Below are 17,043 nucleotides of genomic sequence, written 5' to 3' on the forward strand. Positions count from 1 at the left end.
ATGTTTTACACAACCCGAATTTGGGTCAATTCCAGGAAAGCACAGTCAATAGATAGAGTTTTTGGCAACAAACTTCGCGCACCTTAGATCTTACTGCCATTCATTTATCCCACACAAAAAAAACCGGACATCCTTACGACTTCCGGTGTTAAAACTGATTGGAGAAATGCCGTAAATGCGACTAAATCATCTCGTGCATTTCTTCCAACACAAAAGAGGAGATCTTCTCTCCTACTTCACTGGTAGTACAAGAATGTTTGCCCGCTAATTCAGGAGTGAGATACCCCATTTCAATAACTTCCTGAACAGCTCTGTTAACCAAAGAACTTTCTACACTCATGCCAAAACTCATATCCAGCATCATAGCAGCCGATAAAATAGAACCAATCGGATTGGCAATTCCTTTTCCCTTGGCCTGAGGGTAAGAACCATGAATGGGTTCATACATAGCATGCTTACTGCCAATGGAGGCCGAAGGCATTAACCCTAATGAGCCTCCAATAACAGATGCTTCATCCGTCAAAATATCTCCAAACATGTTTTCGGTTAAAATCACATCAAACTGGCGGGGATTTAAAATCAGTTGCATAGCGGCATTGTCCACATACATAAAGTCTAAGGCTACCTGAGAATAGTCTTCGGCAATTTCTTTAACGGTTTCACGCCATAAACGTGAGGTCTCTAATACATTGGCTTTATCTACAAGCGTCACTTTCTTGTGACGTTTTAAAGCTTCTTCAAAAGCAAGTTTTGTGATACGTCTTACTTCTTCTTTGTTATAAGTGCAAAGATCGTAAGCGCTGTTCCCATCATCTTCACGTCCTTTTTTTCCGAAATAAATGCCGCCGGTTAACTCACGAAATACTGTAAAGTCAACACCTTTAACAATCTCTGGTTTTAAAGGAACTTTCGATAAAAGCGCATTGTAAGATCGCACCGGACGAATGTTAGCGTACAAACCCAATTCTTTACGCAAGGCTAAGAGTCCTTGTTCAGGACGAATTTTTGCAGAAGGATCGTGATCGTATTTAGGATCGCCGATAGCGCCCATCAAAACGGCATCCGAATCTTCGCATAATTTTTGAGTTTCGGAAGGAAAGGGATTTCCTGTAGCATCTATTGCTGCCGCCCCAATGAGCCCGTAATTAAATTCAAAATAATGATTGTACCTTAAAGCAATGGCTTCTAGAACTTTCACCGCTTCGGCGGTAACTTCAGTACCAATGCCATCTCCCGGCAATACAGCAATTCTTTTTTTCATGGTAATTTTATTATAAAGTGTATATATTTCAAAAACATTTTCTTAAAAAAAGTCCCATCTGAAAACGTTCCATCGGGCAGGGCAAAAGAGTTAAACCTCTTTTGAGCCAGCTTTGTGTTGAGTCGAGATGCAACCACATTTCAAAAAATGTCACATTTCAAAAAATGTCACATTTCAAAAATGTCACATCGAGCGTAGTCGAGATGTGGACTTAAATCAGTCGTTATCGACTACGCTCGAACTAACATCGGACCTAAGTTTTAATGACCGCTCATTTGATTCATTTAACAGGCGTAAATATTGACTTGTTTTCTCATAAAACTCAATTTCTTTCTTCATGCTCAATAAAAAATCAATATCATCATAGCCTTCCATCAAACAGGTTTTTTTATGAAGGGGAATGGAAAAAAATTCTTTCCTACCCAGCTCCGGAATCTCAATAACCTGCTCTTTAAGATTCACATGGATCACAGTTTCTTTGTTCTTTTCTATAGCTCTAAAAATATCCGTCAGAAAATCATCTGTTACCTGAACAGGCAAAACATTCGTATTTAACGCGTTATTTTTAAAAATATCCGCAAAAAAACTGGATACTACCACACGAAATCCATAGTCGTGTAAAGCCCAGGCCGCATGCTCACGGCTACTCCCACATCCAAAATTCTTTCCCGCCACAAGAATTTTAGAATCTTTATCTGCACTATTTAATATGAAATCAGGATTTGGATCACCGTTAGAATCGTAACGCCAGTCTCTGAATAAATTTTCTCCAAAACCTGTTTTTGTAGTTGCTTTTAAAAAACGAGCGGGAATAATTTGATCCGTGTCTACATTCTCAGCAGGAAGAGGAACACCCGTAGAACTTATATTTATAAATTTTTCCATAGTTTAATTTAGAAAATTCCGAACATCGGTAATTTGTCCGCTCACCGCTGCAGCAGCCGCCATTAAAGGACTAGCAAGCAAAGTCCTTGATCCTGGCCCTTGCCGGCCTTCAAAATTTCTGTTAGAGGTAGACACACAATATTCGCCCTCCGGAATTTTATCCTCATTCATGGCAAGACAAGCAGAACATCCCGGTTCACGTAAAGTAAATCCCGCTTCCTGTAAAACCGTATCAATTCCCTCTAACCTGGCCTGCATTAAAACACGTTGCGAACCCGGAACAATCAAAACATTTACATCTTTATGTTTTTGTTTTCCTTTCACATAGGCAGCAACGGTCCTGAGATCTTCTATGCGCGAATTGGTGCAACTTCCAATAAATACCCACTTAATTTTTTTTCCTATCAGCGATTCCTCTTTTTCAAATCCCATGTAAGTAAGGGCTTTCTTAAAAGATTCATCTGTATGGGAAGGAATAGCCTGGTTGATGCTGATTCCCATACCCGGATTTGTACCATAAGTAATCATTGGTCCGATATCTTCCGCCCTAAAGGAAACTACCGAATCATAAACCGCATCTTTATCAGAGAACAATGTCTTCCAATAAACCAGAGCTTCTTCCCATTTCGTTTTTTTGGGCGCAAATTGACGCCCATGTATGTAATCAAAAGTTTTTTCATCAGGAGCTATAAGTCCGCCCCGTGCACCCATCTCTATGCTCATGTTACAAACGGTCATGCGTTCTTCCATGCTCAATGCAGAAATTGCCTCGCCGCAGTATTCCACAAAATAACCTGTTGCGCCACTGGATGTTAGTTCAGAAATAATATAGAGAATAAGATCTTTTGCACCTACACCTTTTTCAAGCTTGCCACTGATCTCTATTTTCATTTGTTTGGGTTTGGTTTGTAACAGACATTGTGTGGTTAAAACCTGCTCTACTTCGCTCGTACCTATTCCAAAAGCAATAGTTCCAAACGCGCCATGTGTAGAGGTATGACTATCGCCGCAAACCATAGTCATGCCCGGCAAGGTGATTCCTAATTCGGGAGCAATAACATGCACAATGCCTTGCAAAAAATGTCCGAGTCCAAAACATTCGAGTCCAAATTCATCACAATTGTCTTCGAGTGTTTTTAATTGTTTGGCAGAAATGGCATCCTTAATGGGAAGGTGTTGATCTATGGTAGGAACGTTATGATCAGCTGTCACCATGGTGTTAGCTCTCCTGAAAACCGGCACCTTTCTTTTACGCAGGCCATCAAAAGCTTGCGGACTCGTTACCTCATGCACCAGGTGTTTGTCGATATACAACATGTCAGGCCCGTCTTTTAAAGAAGTCACCACATGCGATTCCCATATTTTATCGAATAACGTTTTCCCGGTCATAGCTTGCTTCGTGTTTTATTTTAGAGTCTTCCATTAATTTTGCAAGGTCTTCATCTTCTACCTGCTTTAATTTATCCGCTTCTACTAAAAAGTAAGCATAGGCTTCATTAAGTTCTGCTTTATTCAGTAAGTAACCAAGCGCTTCCAGTCTGTGCTTAAGCGCTGCACGACCGCTGCGGGCAGTCAACACAATTTTTGATTTATCAACTCCAACATCCTTTGGATCAATGATCTCGTAAGTTTCACGGTGTTTTAAGAAGCCATCCTGGTGAATACCGGACGAATGCGAGAAAGCATTTTTACCAACAATGGCTTTGTGTGGTTGCACATTAAATTTCATCAGGCGCGATACCAAACGGCTTAAACCATATATTTTTTTAGAATTGACACTGGTCTGCATATCCAGCTCCTTATGACTTTGAAGGATCATAACAATTTCTTCGAGGGCAGTATTTCCAGCTCTTTCACCAATACCATTTACAGTACATTCAATTTGCCGCGCCCCGTTAATTACTCCGGACATAGAATTTGCTGTTGCCAATCCTAGATCGTTGTGACAATGGCAGGAGATAATAACATTGTGAATACCTTTTACATTCTCCTGTAAAAATTTAATCTTGGCACCGTATTCGTCAGGCAAACAATAACCGGTTGTATCGGGAATATTCACAACAGTAGCTCCGGCCGCAATAGCTTTCTCAATCATCACCGCCAGAAAATGAATATCTGCACGGCCTGCATCTTCAGCATAAAACTCCACATCTTCAACATAAGATTTTGCGTGTTTAACTGCCGCTACAGCTTGCTCGAGCACCTGCTCTCTGGTGCTGTTAAATTTATGAAGGATGTGAACATCCGAACTTCCTATGCCGGTATGGATACGCTTGTTTTTCGCGTACTTAAGCGCTTCTGCTGCACAATCAATATCACTCTTTATAGCACGCGATAAGGCGCACACTGTAGGATATTTAAGAGCCTTTGAAATTTCGGTTACCGATTTAAAATCACCCGGACTAGAAATGGGGAAACCCGCCTCGATGATATCGACTCCCATTTCTTCCAGCGCGAGAGCAATTCTTACTTTTTCGTCTGTATTGAGTTGACAACCGGGTACCTGTTCTCCATCTCTTAAGGTTGTATCGAAAATGTAAATTTTTTGACTCATGGAGAAAGAAATTTTATAGTATGACTGCAAATCTAATTTAAGCGTAAGGCTACGTCAAACACATTTCATTTTTCGATACGAAGTTCAAAAAACATTTATTTTCATAAAATAGCCCAAATAGCCTATATTTACGCGAAAATATGAACTTTCAAATATGATATCTAACGTCATTTCCGCGGAACTTCACCAACTTATTCATGCTTTATCAAAAAGTGAGAAACGCTTCTTTAAAATTTATGCTTCGCGTTTTGAAGGCAGCGCTTCCAAAAAATACCTCAACTTATTTGATGTTATAGAAAAACAAAAAGTTTACGATGAAGAACTTATTTTAAAAAAGAATAAACTCTTTACAAAAAAACAGTTTCCGAATTTAAAAGTGCATCTCTATAACCAGGTCTTAAAGGCCTTGAGTATTGTGAGTGCCAATAGTAGTACGGATATAAAACTGCATTACCAGATTGGCCAGGCACAGCTGCTCTACAATAAGTGTCTTTATCATCAAAGCATGAAGATTTTGGAGAAAGCCAAAAAAACAGCCACCGAAAATGATAGAACTATTTTATTACTCGACATTCTCGAACTTGAAAAAATGATCATGATCCATACCGTGTCTACACGCACCCAGCAAAGGATTGACGTTATTACTTCTGAGTCGAGCCAGGCCAGCAGCAGCGTTCGAAGGACGGACACTTTCTCAAATCTTTCCCTAAAGATGAACGCTTTTTATATGAACATTGGCTTTGTGCGGAATAGAAATGACTATGCCCGTGTGAGGCAATTTTTCTTCGACTCCCTTCCTGCTTATAAAGAGAATAAATTATCTTTTCACGACAAGCTCTATTTGTATTACAGTTACACCGGCTATTTCTTTTTCATTAACGATTTTCAAAAAGGGTATTTCTACGCCAAACGTATGGTTGACCTGTTTGAAGAACACCAGAACCTTATTCCCAACAAGATTGAGATGTACATCAAATCCATCAACAATCTTTTAGTAGCACAGAATAAACTGTTTTTGTATTCTGAATTTACAGAGACCAAAAAAAAGCTGGTGGCCATTAAACGCTACCCCGCAAAGCTTCTAAACGAGAACATCAATCTCAATTTATTCAAAGCCATCTACATTCACGAGATCAACCGCCATTTTATGATGGGAGAATTCAGAAGTGGAACGCGCATTGTAAGCCGACTTGAATCTGAGCTAAATCGTTTTTTACCTAAGCTCGATCGTCACACGGTGCTTATACTTTATTATAAAATCGCTTGTCTCTATTTTGGAAGTTCCAATTATACACAATCTTTAAAATGGCTGAATAAAATTCTGAACACCCGCGAAGATGGTTTGCGTGAAGACTTGTATTCTGCCTCCCGCATCATTTCATTGATCTGTCACTTCGAAGCCGGAAACATTGAGTTACTTGACTATAGCATCCGTTCTACTTACCGCTTCTTATTAAAAAAAGGGCACTTAAATAAATACCAGCAATTTATCATGAAATTCTTAAAAGAATTGAGCGAAGTAACACCCCGTTCTTTGAACAAAAAATTTGCCGCGTTATTAGAAGAACTAAAACCTTTGGAACTTCATCCTTATGAGCGCAGGCAGTTTTTGTATTTCGACATAATCTCCTGGCTGGAAAGTAAATTAAAAAACAAAGCCGTAGAGCTTATCATTAAAGAGAAATTCAGAAAACAACTCGCAGCGAAGGAGAATAGCATCACGGTCTCTTAAAAATCAGTGTCAATTCAAATTACAAAATAATAACATTGTTCTTTCCTGTTTTCTGTATTTTTGCGGGACCAGAATTTTGTACAGACAACTTGGCGAATCATGTCACAACCAGAATAATTTTTACATCTAACACAAAAACATATGACAACAGCAAAAGGATACGCTGCAAATAGCGCCACCACACCACTCGGACCATTTACATTTGAAAGAAGAGAAGTCGGACCAAAAGACGTTCAGTTTGATATTTTATATTGTGGCGTTTGTCACTCCGATTTACACGTAGCAAAAAATGAATGGGGCGGAACCGTTTTTCCTGTCGTACCAGGACATGAATTGGTAGGACGCGTTACCAAAGTTGGGAAGGATGTGAAAAAATTTAAAGTCGGAGATCTTGCCGGAGTAGGCTGTCTTGTTGACTCCTGCCGCGATTGCGACAATTGTAAAAAAGGTCTCGAACAATTTTGCCGGAATGGTTCTACCGGCACTTATAACGGAAAAGATAAAATAAGTGGCGGCGTTACCTATGGCGGCTACTCCAACCAGATTGTCACCACAGAAGACTTTGTATTGAAAGTTTCCGAAAAATTACCGCTTGCCGGAGTTGCGCCCTTATTGTGCGCTGGCATCACTACCTATTCTCCCCTTCGTCACTGGAAAGTTGGAAAAGGTCATAAAGTAGCTGTAGTAGGCCTTGGCGGACTCGGGCACATGGCCGTGAAGTTTGCGGCATCCTTCGGCGCAGAAGTAACTATGTTAAGTACCTCGCCATCTAAAGAAGAAGATGCGCGCCATCTGGGAGCTCACCATTTCGCATTGACCAAAGATGCAGATCAGGTAAAAGCACTTACCGGGAAATTTGATTTCATTATTGACACTGTTTCTGCACCGCATAACTACAACCAGTATCTTGCTATGTTAGATACAGATGGCGTAATGATTTGTGTTGGCGCCCCTCCTACTCCATCCGAAATTATGGCCTTCAGTTTAATTGGTGGACGTAAAAGTCTTGCCGGTTCTTTAATTGGAGGTCTGCCTGAAACACAAGAGATGCTCGACTATTGCGCAGAACATAACATTGTTTCAGAAGTAGAGGTTATTCCGATGGATTATATCAATACGGCCTACGAACGTATGCTGGCCAGCGATGTAAAGTACCGTTTTGTAATTGATATGGCTACTATTTAAAATCAGTTCGTTCATGAAAAAAAATGCCCTGCTTTGCGGGGCTTTTTTTTTACCTATTTTCTCTACCACCAATCATAAATCAGAAGAGCAGAGAAATGAAAACACTTCCAGGGCAAGTGACCTTGAGTCGCTGATGCTTTATATGAATTAAAACACATAGAAATATAGGAGGGATAGAACACCTCGGATGCATAAAAGAGCACAGGGGAAATTCTTCACTTTGCGAAATATTTTTGTGAGAACACATGTTTCGCTTGCGAAAGACTCTGTTAACCAAATAAGCACGCAGTAGATCCATCTATGTCCGTTATGTTCCTGTGTGTTTTTTTCTGAACACAGAGTAGCTTAACGTTTTCAAAAAACTGCTTTTAATCTTCAACGGAGAAATGAAAACTTTGACCCGACATGTGACCTTTCGGAGCTAATTATTTTTTATTAGATCTTATTTATTTCGGATTATTACTCTTTCACGGATCACTCGTAGTAATTTTTCAATTTTATTTCCTGAACACTTTATCAAAATGCCGAACGCTTTTTCCCACTTTTTATTGTCCGCAAAATTCTACACTGTTTAATTAACTACTCTTTGCATCGTCAAAGTATTGATTTATAGACGTTTTGAAAATTACAAACGGTTGAAAACTATTTTTAGCCCCGAGACTGTTAAAAAGCTTGACTTTCGATTGCGTAAGAGGTAATTTAGACATGCTCTTTAAAAACCCGGAATAAGATTTTGTTAACTAACTAAACACATTTTTAAGTTCCGGGTTTTAAAAGAGACAATCTTCGCCTTTAGGCAACTCCCAAAATAATTGAATTCTATCACCCTGCATCTTAAGAAGCATTACCTTTAAGAATACTACATGATTTTAATAAAATAATGGATGAGACAACGCTGATACTTGATCTGGATGATACTATTTTTAAAACAAGATCATTAGACCCAAAACCTTTTCAAGCTTTTTTTGACCGGCTTCAATTCAACTTACGAAAAGAAACTTCACAGGAAAAAGTCGATCTCGTTTTAGAAGAGATCTGGCAAAGGCCCTGGGACAGCGTAATTACCAGGCATGGATTACCAATGGAACCACTTTTAGATGCAATAAGTGTTTTGGAAACACTCAAGCTGGATTTAACCATTGCTCCATACCCGGATTATGTGTTTTTAAAAAACCTTAACTGCCCGAAATTTTTGGTTACCACCAGTTTAACTTCTCTACAGGAAATAAAAATTAAAGCTTTGAATATAGAGCAGGATTTTGAAAAAATTTTCATTAACGACACTTTTAAAAGGAAAGAAACCAAATTGAGCATCTTTAAAGATTTGTCAATTACCTATGGTTTAAATCCCGCCCGGACTTTTGTGATTGGTGACAATGCTTCTTCGGAAATAGCTGCGGGCAACGCGTTAAATTTTAAAACCGTCCAGATTTTGAGAGAAGGTGTGGAGAAAGGTGTAAATGCAAATTATTACATACATTCTTTTGAAGAACTGGAACAAATTTTAAATACAGAACCAAGCGCCTGATTCGTAACAACACGAGCGGCAACAAAGCCACGATAGAGTCAACACTTTAGCAAACAACAAGGTCTAATAAATCGTATCTTTATTTAACATGAGAACCAACATCTTAGCCCTGTTCTTTTTCCTGGCTTTTTTTATCAGGGCTCAAACACCAGATTCTATCGCCGGAACTTATACAGAAGTCCCTATGCAAGTTCCCGATGCTACAACTTCAACCGTTGTTACTTCCTGGCATTTTGGTGCCTTTCCTGATCCACAGAAAATTTCCTGCGAACTAACCCTTACTGAAAATAAGTACGCCAGCCGTTATACAAAATACTACGTTATGGGAATGAAATACAGGGAATACGGCAAATGGAAACTGAAAGGAGATACGCTTGTTATAACCCTCACTAAATCGTCTTGTAATATTATAACGGTTGAAAAGGAAAAGTCTGACAACATTCAAACATTTCCAAAACCCAGAGTTCATTATTATGTCTGGAAAGATGACCTTCTCGTAGAGCTTGTGGAAGAAGGATGGGCGAATTTTCGTAAAAAGAATTAAGCTTCCAGGTTTTTTACCAGATCCCAGTTACGAAACAATAAAATTAGTCCCCAAATACAAAGCGAATATTCAAGAGCACCAATCATGAAGCTTGCTTTCTCAAGATCACCAAAGTACGAACCGGAAAGTGTTCTTGTAATAACAATGCAAACATACGCTGCTACACAAAATAATAAACCCGCCAAACGCAGGGAGGGGTAGTATGCACAGATGGCGAGGAAAATCGCAAAGCCCATTTGCAGCCCCGTATAAATGGTCAAGTATTCTACCTTTCCTGAATTATTTAAAAAGCTGTAACCAAGGAATCCTGACGTTCCCACAAATTTCACGATACACCAGATTGCAAAGCTCAGGTATAAAAACGCGTTAAGAAATAAATAGATTTGCATAGTCTTTTTCATAATACATACCATCTTAATGCCAATTCTGCCAGGCACAAAAATATCACTGATAAAATGTGATCCTGATCAAAAAAAATACAAGCGAATTTAAAGAATTAAAACATCTTTTACTGGAGTATGCAGATGTACCAGGACGCAAGCGCTGGATTTATTTGTACACTTTAAAACCTTATCAAACCTTATCGCACAAAATACTTTTAAATACCCGCATAAAAGATGGTGACACCTTATACAACATGGCCTATGATAGTTTGAAGGAGTATCTCTATGCCAGTACTAAAAGACTGTTTTACGACGAAAAAACAGAGCTTTACTTTTTTAAATCAACAGCTACAAGTAAATGGATGGAGGCCCCTTTTGAATTGCGCGGAAAATTAAAAAAACAAGTCCGTCCGCTAAAAGTAATGCGATAGCTTTGCTCTCTCATTTTTTTCGTTTCAGAGCCATAAACCCTGAAGACTAAATTGGCCGCTTTTTTCGAATTTGGGGCGTAATATATTCACATATTTCATGAATTGATCAATTTCAGGTGGCATGGCGTTTTCCACACGTACTACAAAACCTGAAAAATGAAAAATTTAATGCTAACCGCTATTGCCATTTGTGGAATACAGATCGCAACAGCCCAAACAGTTACTCCTTCGCCTGATCAGAAACACCATTCAAACGAACCTTCTAATAAAATTCCCTCAGACAAAAAGGCTGAGAAAAAATCAGGAAGTACTGGTACATATACAACAGGTGCTGAAGTACCTGGCAATGCGCCCGCTGATACTGCCACAACAAACAGCAGAAAGCCAAAACCGATGATGGATCCTGAGGGTCGTCCAAAAAATTAAAAAAAAACAAAAAACAAAATCATGAAAAAATCAACAGGAAAAACAAAAGCAAAAGCGTCGGAATACGCCATTGAAGAATCAAAATTAATGAAGTTGTTTGAAGACAGCTTAAAAGACATTTATTGGGCAGAAAAAGCTTTAACCAAAGCGCTTCCAAAAATGGCCAAGAAAGCAACTTCAGAAGAGTTAGTGCAGGCGATCGAAAATCACCTGACAGAAACTGAAGCACAGGTTAAAAAAGTAGAAAAGGTTTTTGAAGTGATTGGCAAAAAAGCAGTTGCTAAAAAATGCGAAGCTATGGCGGGACTTGTAAAAGAAGCTGAAGAAATCATGAGCGAAACCGAAGAAGGTGCTATGCGCGATGCCGGCATCATTGCTGCTTCCCAAAAAGTAGAGCATTATGAGATCGCCAGCTACGGCACACTCCGCACTTTCGCGCAAATTCTTGGACTTGATAAAGCCGCTTCTATTTTAGAAGAAATTTTGGAAGAAGAAAAAAACGCAGACGAGACTTTAACCGGATGTGCGCAGGCTATAAACATGCAGGCGGTTGAAGAAGAGGTACAAAAATAAAAAAGAACTAAGAACTAAAAGAGGTATCACGGCGTGGTAAAATCCACGACCGTGATACCTTATTTTTTTAGTCGTGTTTAATCACTTTTCCTTCGTAAGTAAAGCTTGCAGACTTAATTTTATAAAAGTAGACCCCATCGTCAATTTTTACTCCCTCTGAAGTTTTACCATCCCATTCCCAATCATGCGAACCTTGTGTTTGTTTTCCTAAATTAGTGTGAAGCAGCAAACGCCCGCTTATGTCGTAAATTTCAATAGTTACATCACTATATTTTGTTTGCGTATAGCGTAAATGCACCGCCTGTGAAAAAGGATTTGGAAAGGCTAAAGAGCTTACGAAATCCTCCGACGATCTTAATTCATTAAGACCCAGGAGAGGATCGTTATTTATGATAGTTTCAATATCAATCATCTCGTCTCCCGGTTGATAGGCAAGATACATCATTCCGTCAAAAAGCATTTCATCATTGGTGCCGGTATTGGAATACACCGTTATGGGCGGACTATTCGGGTTATTTGGATTGTTAGTGGTATTATCGTAAACATGTTTTGAGTAAAGACGGTAACCAGCTGGTATCTTAACTAACTTTTTAAATGTATAATAATCCTGCCATTCAAAATCCCATTTTTTTATTCTAACCAAAGGAATTGTATCCACGCCGGGATTAACAGCATAATAAATGATACTCTGGCATAACAGATGTGAATGCGGCATGACTGCAAATGCAGATAAACTTGCGGGCAGACCCACGGAAGCAGACGGGTAATAAGCGCCGTAAGCCACGATACTATTAGCTGGAATAGCCATAGCCCAGTTTTGTAAAGGCGTTGTTGAATATATTCTTCTTACACCGCTCTCATTAAGGGGATAAAAGAACAAACGTAATTTTGTACTATCTACTTCTCCGGCACTTCCCTCAGGATAGTGCATCTGGATAATAATTTTTGAACCGGCTTTTAAATAAATACCCGCTTTTAAAGGTGCCTGACCCGGAAATACCGTGGCTTTCGATCCGGGAGCATAAGTACCTATACCCAGGTTACCAGGAATATTATAGCAGCCACCCGAAAGATCACTTGTGTAGTTGCCGGTTGTATCAGCAGTAATTACCGCGTGATGAACTATTTTTTTATTGCCCGGAACTACCTCATAACCGCGTATAATCCTGTCCTGTGTTAAGCCGGAAGGAATTGCAAAACAGTAATATTTGTCTGTGCTACCGGAAGTACTTGTAAAAGTTCCGATCTTTAAGGTGAGATCTGCATTTCCTGTTAATTGATAATGCTCCGGGTATACAGGTGGTAAAGGAGCAAGCGTTGTGTCACCGGGCAATGCGCCGTTCGCAATCCAGTTAAGAAGGGTTTGTTTTTCTACACTTGTTATGAGGCGCTCATGTTGAAACCTTGTATACGAAGTGTCTGCGCTCCACGGCGGCATAATATTATTACTGAGTTGATAGTTAATGGCAGAGGCTTCTATAGCGGTCTGAGAATAATTCATAAACGGATACTCGGAAGCATTCGGGTGATGACAGCTGGTACAGCGGGTATAAAATATGCCTGCGACGTCTTTATAGACCTGGGCCTTTAAAGAATACAGGTTGGATAAAAGTACAGAACTAAAAAATAAATATTTTTTCATAGGGATGTCTGTTAGTTTAGTAAATATAAAAGAAAAACCGGACGAAAGACCCAGTTGCCTGTTGGACACTACTTTTTGCCAAAAGTTTAATTTAAGCGGTGTTTTTACTTTGCATTTTTTAATAGTACTTATACTGTAAATGAACTAACTTTGGTTTAAGTACTAAAGCCCGGTCTATGGAAAAAGAACTTTTCACAAAACTCGTTGACATTCGTCGCCAACTACATGCTAATCCTGAAATAGGTTACCAGGAACACCAGACCTCAGCACTTATTTGCAAAGAACTCGACGCTCTTCAGATCCCTTATCGCAAAGGCATTGCAGGCACAGGTGTTGTGGCCACTTTAAAAAAAGGCGAAGGTCCGGTAATAGCTTTACGTGCAGATATGGATGCACTTCCTATTCTTGAAGAAACTACTTTGGCTTTTAAGAGTACAAAAAAAATGCAGGACGCCAGCGGCGTTCAGATTCCTCTGATGCATGCATGCGGTCACGATATGCACACTACCATGCTTTTAGGAGCCGCTGCACTTTTAAAAGACCAGGATTTTAAAGGAACAATTAAATTTATTTTTCAACCTTCAGAAGAAGGTGTTTATGACGATCCTGATAAAAAGTCCGGCGGTCAGCGCATGGTCGAAGCCGGCGAACTCGACGATGTGAAAGCAGCGTTGGGTCTGCATGTTCACCCATTACTACCGGTTGGCATGCTGGCTTATAAACTCGGACAAGCATTGGCTTGTGCAAATTTCTTTAAAATTGAAATTACAGGAAAGATGGCTCATGCAGCCGTGGCTCCGCATTTGGGAGTTGATGCTATTTTAGTGGCCAGTAATCTTATTCAATCCATTTCCGCCATTGCCTATAAATATGTTCCACCCCACGAACCCACAGTTATCTCCTTTACAAAAATAAATGGCGGTGTTGCGCCAAATGTTATTGCCGATAAAGTAATAATTGAAGGAACTGTGCGGGCCCTGGATTTAGATACATTTAACCAGGTACTCGCGCGCATGGAAAAAATCATTAAAGGCACCGAACTATCCTTCGACGCGAAAATAAAAATCGACTACAATTTAAATTATCCGAGCTTGTTGAATGATAAAACAGTTCACAACAGTTTGGATGATACGCTCAACGGCATCTTCGGAAAAGAAAGAATTATGCCTATTGACGCAATTTTAGGTTCTGAAGATTTTGCTTTTTATTCGCGAAAAGTTCCTTCTATGTTTTATTTTTTAGGTGCAAAAGACACAGCTGAGAAATGTTATTTTTTACACGATTCAAAAGTAGTGTTTAATGAAGATTCCATCCCATTCGGCTCCAAACTTTTAAGTGAGGGAGCCCTGACTTTACTCAAATAAAATTTTATTTAGCCATGAAAAAAATCCCAAGCTTTCTTTTCCTTGCAGGTTTTTGCATTCCTGTTTTATTATCTTCTTGTAGTGGCAGTTGTAATTGTCAAAGAGAAATAAGGTGTACAACTTTAACAGCCATAGAACAAAACAGCGGCGAAGTTGTCGAGAAAAAAATCTTTTGTTCAATTGGTGATTATCGAGCTGACCAGGCTTTTCAGGATTCTATTGGCAGATTCCATAAACGTCATTACAGCGACAACTCCAGCTTGCTGCAGAAAGATTCTGTCCTATCAAGCGAAAGCAAAACACAGGTTAAAATAAAGGATGTTCAGAGTGTTGAAAAAAACGGATTTTATTGCATCTGCGCAAAATAGAGCCCAACCTTTTACTTGAGCGACTTTTGAGAACTGAATAAAATTTTACTATCTTGAACTCTGAAACTCTATATGGAGATCAAGCCACCTAAATCCGTTAAGCCTAAAACCAAACGAAGATCACATCTTCCGAGACAACCTTTTAATAACATCGCCATTTCGCTTTCTGGCGGCGGATTCAGGGCTACCTGTATTCATCTTGGATTATTATCGTATCTCTCTACAAAAAAAATAAACACCATTAGCTTACTTGAAAGGGTACGTATTTTATCCAGTGTGTCCGGTGGCACGTTCCTGGGGGTAAAGTACGCCGCAACAATAAAAAAGGGCGGCACTTTTGAAGAATGCTATGAAAGCGTTGTGGACTTTATGACAAAAGTAGACCTGGTTGAAGACGCGTTGAACTACCTGGCCGAAGACAGTAATTGGGGCAATGGCCGTCAACGCAGTCTTATCAATTCTTTCGCTTCTATTTACCACGAACAATTTGAGTCTGAAACTTTTGGTTTATTATGGGAACCGAGTCCCGTTATTCATTTAAAAGAAATAAATTTTAACGCTACTGAATTTCATTTCGCACTTCCTTTTCATTTTCAAAAAACAGAATACAGTTTCCAGGATTCAAAAATTCCGGAACACATAGGCAACAAAAAAATACACATTCCTCTGGGGATGGCAAAAGAGATAAGGTTAGCGGATATCATTGCCGCTTCTTCTTGTGTACCCTTTGGATTTGAACCTATTAATTTTCCTGACGATTTTACACATCCTGAGTCTGTGCTGTTAAAGGACAGAACATTGTTACCGAGGTTCTCTATAGACGGAGAAAAGATCACCTACCCTATTGGTCTTATGGATGGCGGTGTTGACGATAACCAGGGTGTAGATGCGGTTATAACTTCAGAAGAACGCTTAAAAAATTATTCCGGCGACATGGAATACTGCCGTTCGCGGGATAAAAAATCGGTTGATCTTTACATTATTTCCGATGGAACAAATCCAAGCATGGAAAGTTATGTACGCAGCAGCCGCGATAAAATACCTTATATAGGTACCTGGAGTTTTAAATTTATGCAGTACATGGGCATTAGCAGTTTTGCGATAGGCTCGGTTTTTTTAGTGGGCGCATTTTTTTCGCGTTATAAAATTTCAGTGATGCTACTCTCCATGTTGGGAACGCTCGGCATTTTAATTGCAGCCGCCTTTCTTATTCTTTCGCGGGGATTTGTAGGACTGGCAAAACGTTTTGGCATTCCCGGTTTTTTTCTAACCCGCATGCGGCATGTAGACGCTTTAAAATTTGCAACGCTGAATAATCTTCTTGTAAACCGTCGCAATTCAGTGGTTAAAATGATCACGAAAGTTTTTATCAAACAAATGCGTTGGTTCGGATTTGAACGCGTATACAGCGACAGTGGCTGGAAACCCCGCGTAATAATGAACGCGGTATTTGAATTGACCAAACCGGAAGTTGAAAAACGAAAAAACAAATATCCTTACTTTACAAAAGACATTGCCGAACCCGGTGAAAAAATCATGGCTGTTTCAGAAAAAGCTTTAACCAAAGGAACAACTCTTTGGTTTACTTCCGAAGAACTAAAAGGTCCGCACAACATGCCCGATACTATTATTGCCTGCGGACAATTCACGATGTGTTTTAACCTGATTGAATACTACGAGAAATTTTTAAAGAATCCCAAATACAATAAAGACTACCAAAAATACAGCGACGAAACGAAACAGATGCTGGACGAACTGCACGAAAGTTTACTTGCTGACTGGAAAAAATTCAAAGAAGATCCCTATTGGATGGTGAAAGACTATAAAACAAAGATCTGGAAAGCATAGAGCAAAAATAACCTTCCGGGAATATTTTCAAAAACCCGTCTTACAAACATTCATCGTAAACAACCAGCAAGTCAAATTTAAATTCTTCTGTAGCGCCCAGGAGTGCGATGCTTGCTGTTAAAGGATAATCATTGGCGGGAATAACTATTTCCAGTAATCCCAGGGGAAGATTAATCGGAACAGCAAGGGTAAAAACAGGATTAAATAAATTCGGATTCCGGTGTGAATTTATCCGGTAAGCTTGCTTTGTAGAAATTCCTGAACGCGTTTTACAGGTGACTTCGAGATGAAGTCCCTCATTTATTAATTCCGCATTCCA

The 17,043-nt window shown here is 39.4% G+C and carries 16 protein-coding genes; 10 read left to right on the forward strand and 6 right to left on the reverse strand.

The window, feature by feature from the left end; all coding sequences use genetic code 11:
* Positions 1 to 181: 181 nt before the first annotated feature.
* From leuB to CNR22_04365, 4 genes are all read right to left on the reverse strand, one after another.
* Complete coding sequence (leuB, locus tag CNR22_04350) at positions 182 to 1,261, reverse strand: 3-isopropylmalate dehydrogenase (protein PBQ31030.1); 1,080 nt, start codon at positions 1,259 to 1,261, stop codon at positions 182 to 184.
* 216 nt (positions 1,262 to 1,477) lie between these two features.
* Positions 1,478 to 2,146 (reverse strand): 3-isopropylmalate dehydratase small subunit, encoded by a 669-nt coding sequence (gene leuD / locus CNR22_04355; GenBank protein PBQ31031.1) that lies wholly within the window; start codon positions 2,144 to 2,146, stop codon positions 1,478 to 1,480.
* A 3-nt stretch (positions 2,147 to 2,149) separates the two neighbouring features.
* Positions 2,150 to 3,535 (reverse strand): 3-isopropylmalate dehydratase large subunit, encoded by a 1,386-nt coding sequence (gene leuC, locus CNR22_04360; GenBank protein ID PBQ31032.1) that lies wholly within the window; start codon positions 3,533 to 3,535, stop codon positions 2,150 to 2,152.
* Positions 3,510 to 4,700 carry a 2-isopropylmalate synthase gene (locus tag CNR22_04365; protein ID PBQ31033.1) on the reverse strand — a complete coding sequence of 397 codons (1,191 nt, stop codon included), beginning with the start codon at positions 4,698 to 4,700 and terminating at the stop codon, positions 3,510 to 3,512. The genes leuC and CNR22_04365 overlap by 26 nt, the downstream gene beginning before the upstream one ends.
* Positions 4,701 to 4,854: 154 nt before the next feature.
* Here CNR22_04365 and CNR22_04370 point away from each other — a divergent pair, with 154 nt between their 5' ends.
* The 4 genes from CNR22_04370 (at position 4,855) to CNR22_04385 (ending at position 9,689) form a co-directional block, all read left to right on the forward strand.
* Positions 4,855 to 6,432: a hypothetical protein gene (locus CNR22_04370; GenBank protein PBQ31034.1), complete on the forward strand. Its 1,578-nt coding sequence runs from the start codon at positions 4,855 to 4,857 to the stop codon at positions 6,430 to 6,432.
* 141 nt (positions 6,433 to 6,573) lie between these two features.
* Positions 6,574 to 7,617 carry a hydroxyacid dehydrogenase gene (locus tag CNR22_04375; GenBank protein ID PBQ31035.1) on the forward strand — a complete coding sequence of 348 codons (1,044 nt, stop codon included), beginning with the start codon at positions 6,574 to 6,576 and terminating at the stop codon, positions 7,615 to 7,617.
* An 880-nt stretch (positions 7,618 to 8,497) separates the two neighbouring features.
* Complete coding sequence (locus CNR22_04380; GenBank protein PBQ31036.1) at positions 8,498 to 9,145, forward strand: hypothetical protein; 648 nt, start codon at positions 8,498 to 8,500, stop codon at positions 9,143 to 9,145.
* 88 nt (positions 9,146 to 9,233) lie between these two features.
* On the forward strand, positions 9,234 to 9,689 hold the full coding sequence (locus tag CNR22_04385) for a hypothetical protein (protein PBQ31037.1): 456 nt from the start codon (positions 9,234 to 9,236) through the stop codon (positions 9,687 to 9,689).
* Here the strand turns inward: CNR22_04385 and CNR22_04390 are convergent.
* Positions 9,686 to 10,090, reverse strand: coding sequence for a hypothetical protein (locus CNR22_04390; protein ID PBQ31038.1), 405 nt, complete (start codon positions 10,088 to 10,090; stop codon positions 9,686 to 9,688). The genes CNR22_04385 and CNR22_04390 overlap by 4 nt on opposite strands.
* Before the next feature lie 56 nt (positions 10,091 to 10,146).
* Here CNR22_04390 and CNR22_04395 point away from each other — a divergent pair, with 56 nt between their 5' ends.
* From CNR22_04395 to CNR22_04405, 3 genes are all read left to right on the forward strand, one after another.
* Entirely contained in the window at positions 10,147 to 10,503 is a 357-nt protein-coding gene (locus tag CNR22_04395) for a hypothetical protein (protein ID PBQ31039.1), read from the forward strand.
* Positions 10,504 to 10,659: 156 nt separating this feature from the next.
* The gene (locus CNR22_04400) at positions 10,660 to 10,929 is read left to right on the forward strand and encodes a hypothetical protein (protein PBQ31040.1); all 270 of its coding nucleotides are present in this window, start codon (positions 10,660 to 10,662) and stop codon (positions 10,927 to 10,929) included.
* A gap of 21 nt (positions 10,930 to 10,950) precedes the next feature.
* Complete coding sequence (locus CNR22_04405; protein PBQ31041.1) at positions 10,951 to 11,502, forward strand: hypothetical protein; 552 nt, start codon at positions 10,951 to 10,953, stop codon at positions 11,500 to 11,502.
* A gap of 67 nt (positions 11,503 to 11,569) precedes the next feature.
* On the opposite strand, the gene CNR22_04410 is transcribed toward CNR22_04405, so the two are convergent.
* Complete coding sequence (locus CNR22_04410; GenBank protein PBQ31042.1) at positions 11,570 to 13,144, reverse strand: hypothetical protein; 1,575 nt, start codon at positions 13,142 to 13,144, stop codon at positions 11,570 to 11,572.
* A gap of 176 nt (positions 13,145 to 13,320) precedes the next feature.
* On the opposite strand from CNR22_04410, the gene CNR22_04415 reads away from it, so the two are divergent.
* The 3 genes from CNR22_04415 to CNR22_04425 all read left to right on the forward strand — a co-directional run bounded on the left by CNR22_04415 (position 13,321) and on the right by CNR22_04425 (position 16,724).
* A complete protein-coding gene (locus CNR22_04415) occupies positions 13,321 to 14,508 on the forward strand; it encodes an amidohydrolase (GenBank protein PBQ31043.1) in 1,188 nt (395 codons plus the stop codon).
* Between the two features lie 14 nt (positions 14,509 to 14,522).
* Positions 14,523 to 14,876 carry a hypothetical protein gene (locus CNR22_04420; protein PBQ31044.1) on the forward strand — a complete coding sequence of 118 codons (354 nt, stop codon included), beginning with the start codon at positions 14,523 to 14,525 and terminating at the stop codon, positions 14,874 to 14,876.
* Between the two features lie 72 nt (positions 14,877 to 14,948).
* Complete coding sequence (locus tag CNR22_04425) at positions 14,949 to 16,724, forward strand: hypothetical protein (GenBank protein PBQ31045.1); 1,776 nt, start codon at positions 14,949 to 14,951, stop codon at positions 16,722 to 16,724.
* Positions 16,725 to 17,043 lie beyond the last annotated feature (319 nt).

The organism is Sphingobacteriaceae bacterium, from assembly GCA_002319075.1.
In the GTDB taxonomy this organism is placed as follows: Bacteria; Bacteroidota; Bacteroidia; order B-17B0; family Aurantibacillaceae; genus Aurantibacillus.

Excerpts from the sequence above, each read along its gene's own strand:
- leuB (PBQ31030.1), bottom strand. The coding sequence starts at position 1,261 with ATGAAAAAAAGAATTGCTGTATTGCCGGGAGATGGCATTGGTACTGAA.
- leuD (PBQ31031.1), bottom strand. The coding sequence starts at position 2,146 with ATGGAAAAATTTATAAATATAAGTTCTACGGGTGTTCCTCTTCCTGCT.
- leuC (PBQ31032.1), bottom strand. The coding sequence starts at position 3,535 with ATGACCGGGAAAACGTTATTCGATAAAATATGGGAATCGCATGTGGTG.
- CNR22_04365 (PBQ31033.1), bottom strand. The coding sequence starts at position 4,700 with ATGAGTCAAAAAATTTACATTTTCGATACAACCTTAAGAGATGGAGAA.
- CNR22_04370 (PBQ31034.1), top strand. The coding sequence starts at position 4,855 with ATGATATCTAACGTCATTTCCGCGGAACTTCACCAACTTATTCATGCT.
- CNR22_04375 (PBQ31035.1), top strand. The coding sequence starts at position 6,574 with ATGACAACAGCAAAAGGATACGCTGCAAATAGCGCCACCACACCACTC.
- CNR22_04380 (PBQ31036.1), top strand. The coding sequence starts at position 8,498 with ATGGATGAGACAACGCTGATACTTGATCTGGATGATACTATTTTTAAA.
- CNR22_04385 (PBQ31037.1), top strand. The coding sequence starts at position 9,234 with ATGAGAACCAACATCTTAGCCCTGTTCTTTTTCCTGGCTTTTTTTATC.
- CNR22_04390 (PBQ31038.1), bottom strand. The coding sequence starts at position 10,090 with ATGAAAAAGACTATGCAAATCTATTTATTTCTTAACGCGTTTTTATAC.
- CNR22_04400 (PBQ31040.1), top strand. The coding sequence starts at position 10,660 with ATGAAAAATTTAATGCTAACCGCTATTGCCATTTGTGGAATACAGATC.
- CNR22_04405 (PBQ31041.1), top strand. The coding sequence starts at position 10,951 with ATGAAAAAATCAACAGGAAAAACAAAAGCAAAAGCGTCGGAATACGCC.
- CNR22_04410 (PBQ31042.1), bottom strand. The coding sequence starts at position 13,144 with ATGAAAAAATATTTATTTTTTAGTTCTGTACTTTTATCCAACCTGTAT.
- CNR22_04415 (PBQ31043.1), top strand. The coding sequence starts at position 13,321 with ATGGAAAAAGAACTTTTCACAAAACTCGTTGACATTCGTCGCCAACTA.
- CNR22_04420 (PBQ31044.1), top strand. The coding sequence starts at position 14,523 with ATGAAAAAAATCCCAAGCTTTCTTTTCCTTGCAGGTTTTTGCATTCCT.
- CNR22_04425 (PBQ31045.1), top strand. The coding sequence starts at position 14,949 with ATGGAGATCAAGCCACCTAAATCCGTTAAGCCTAAAACCAAACGAAGA.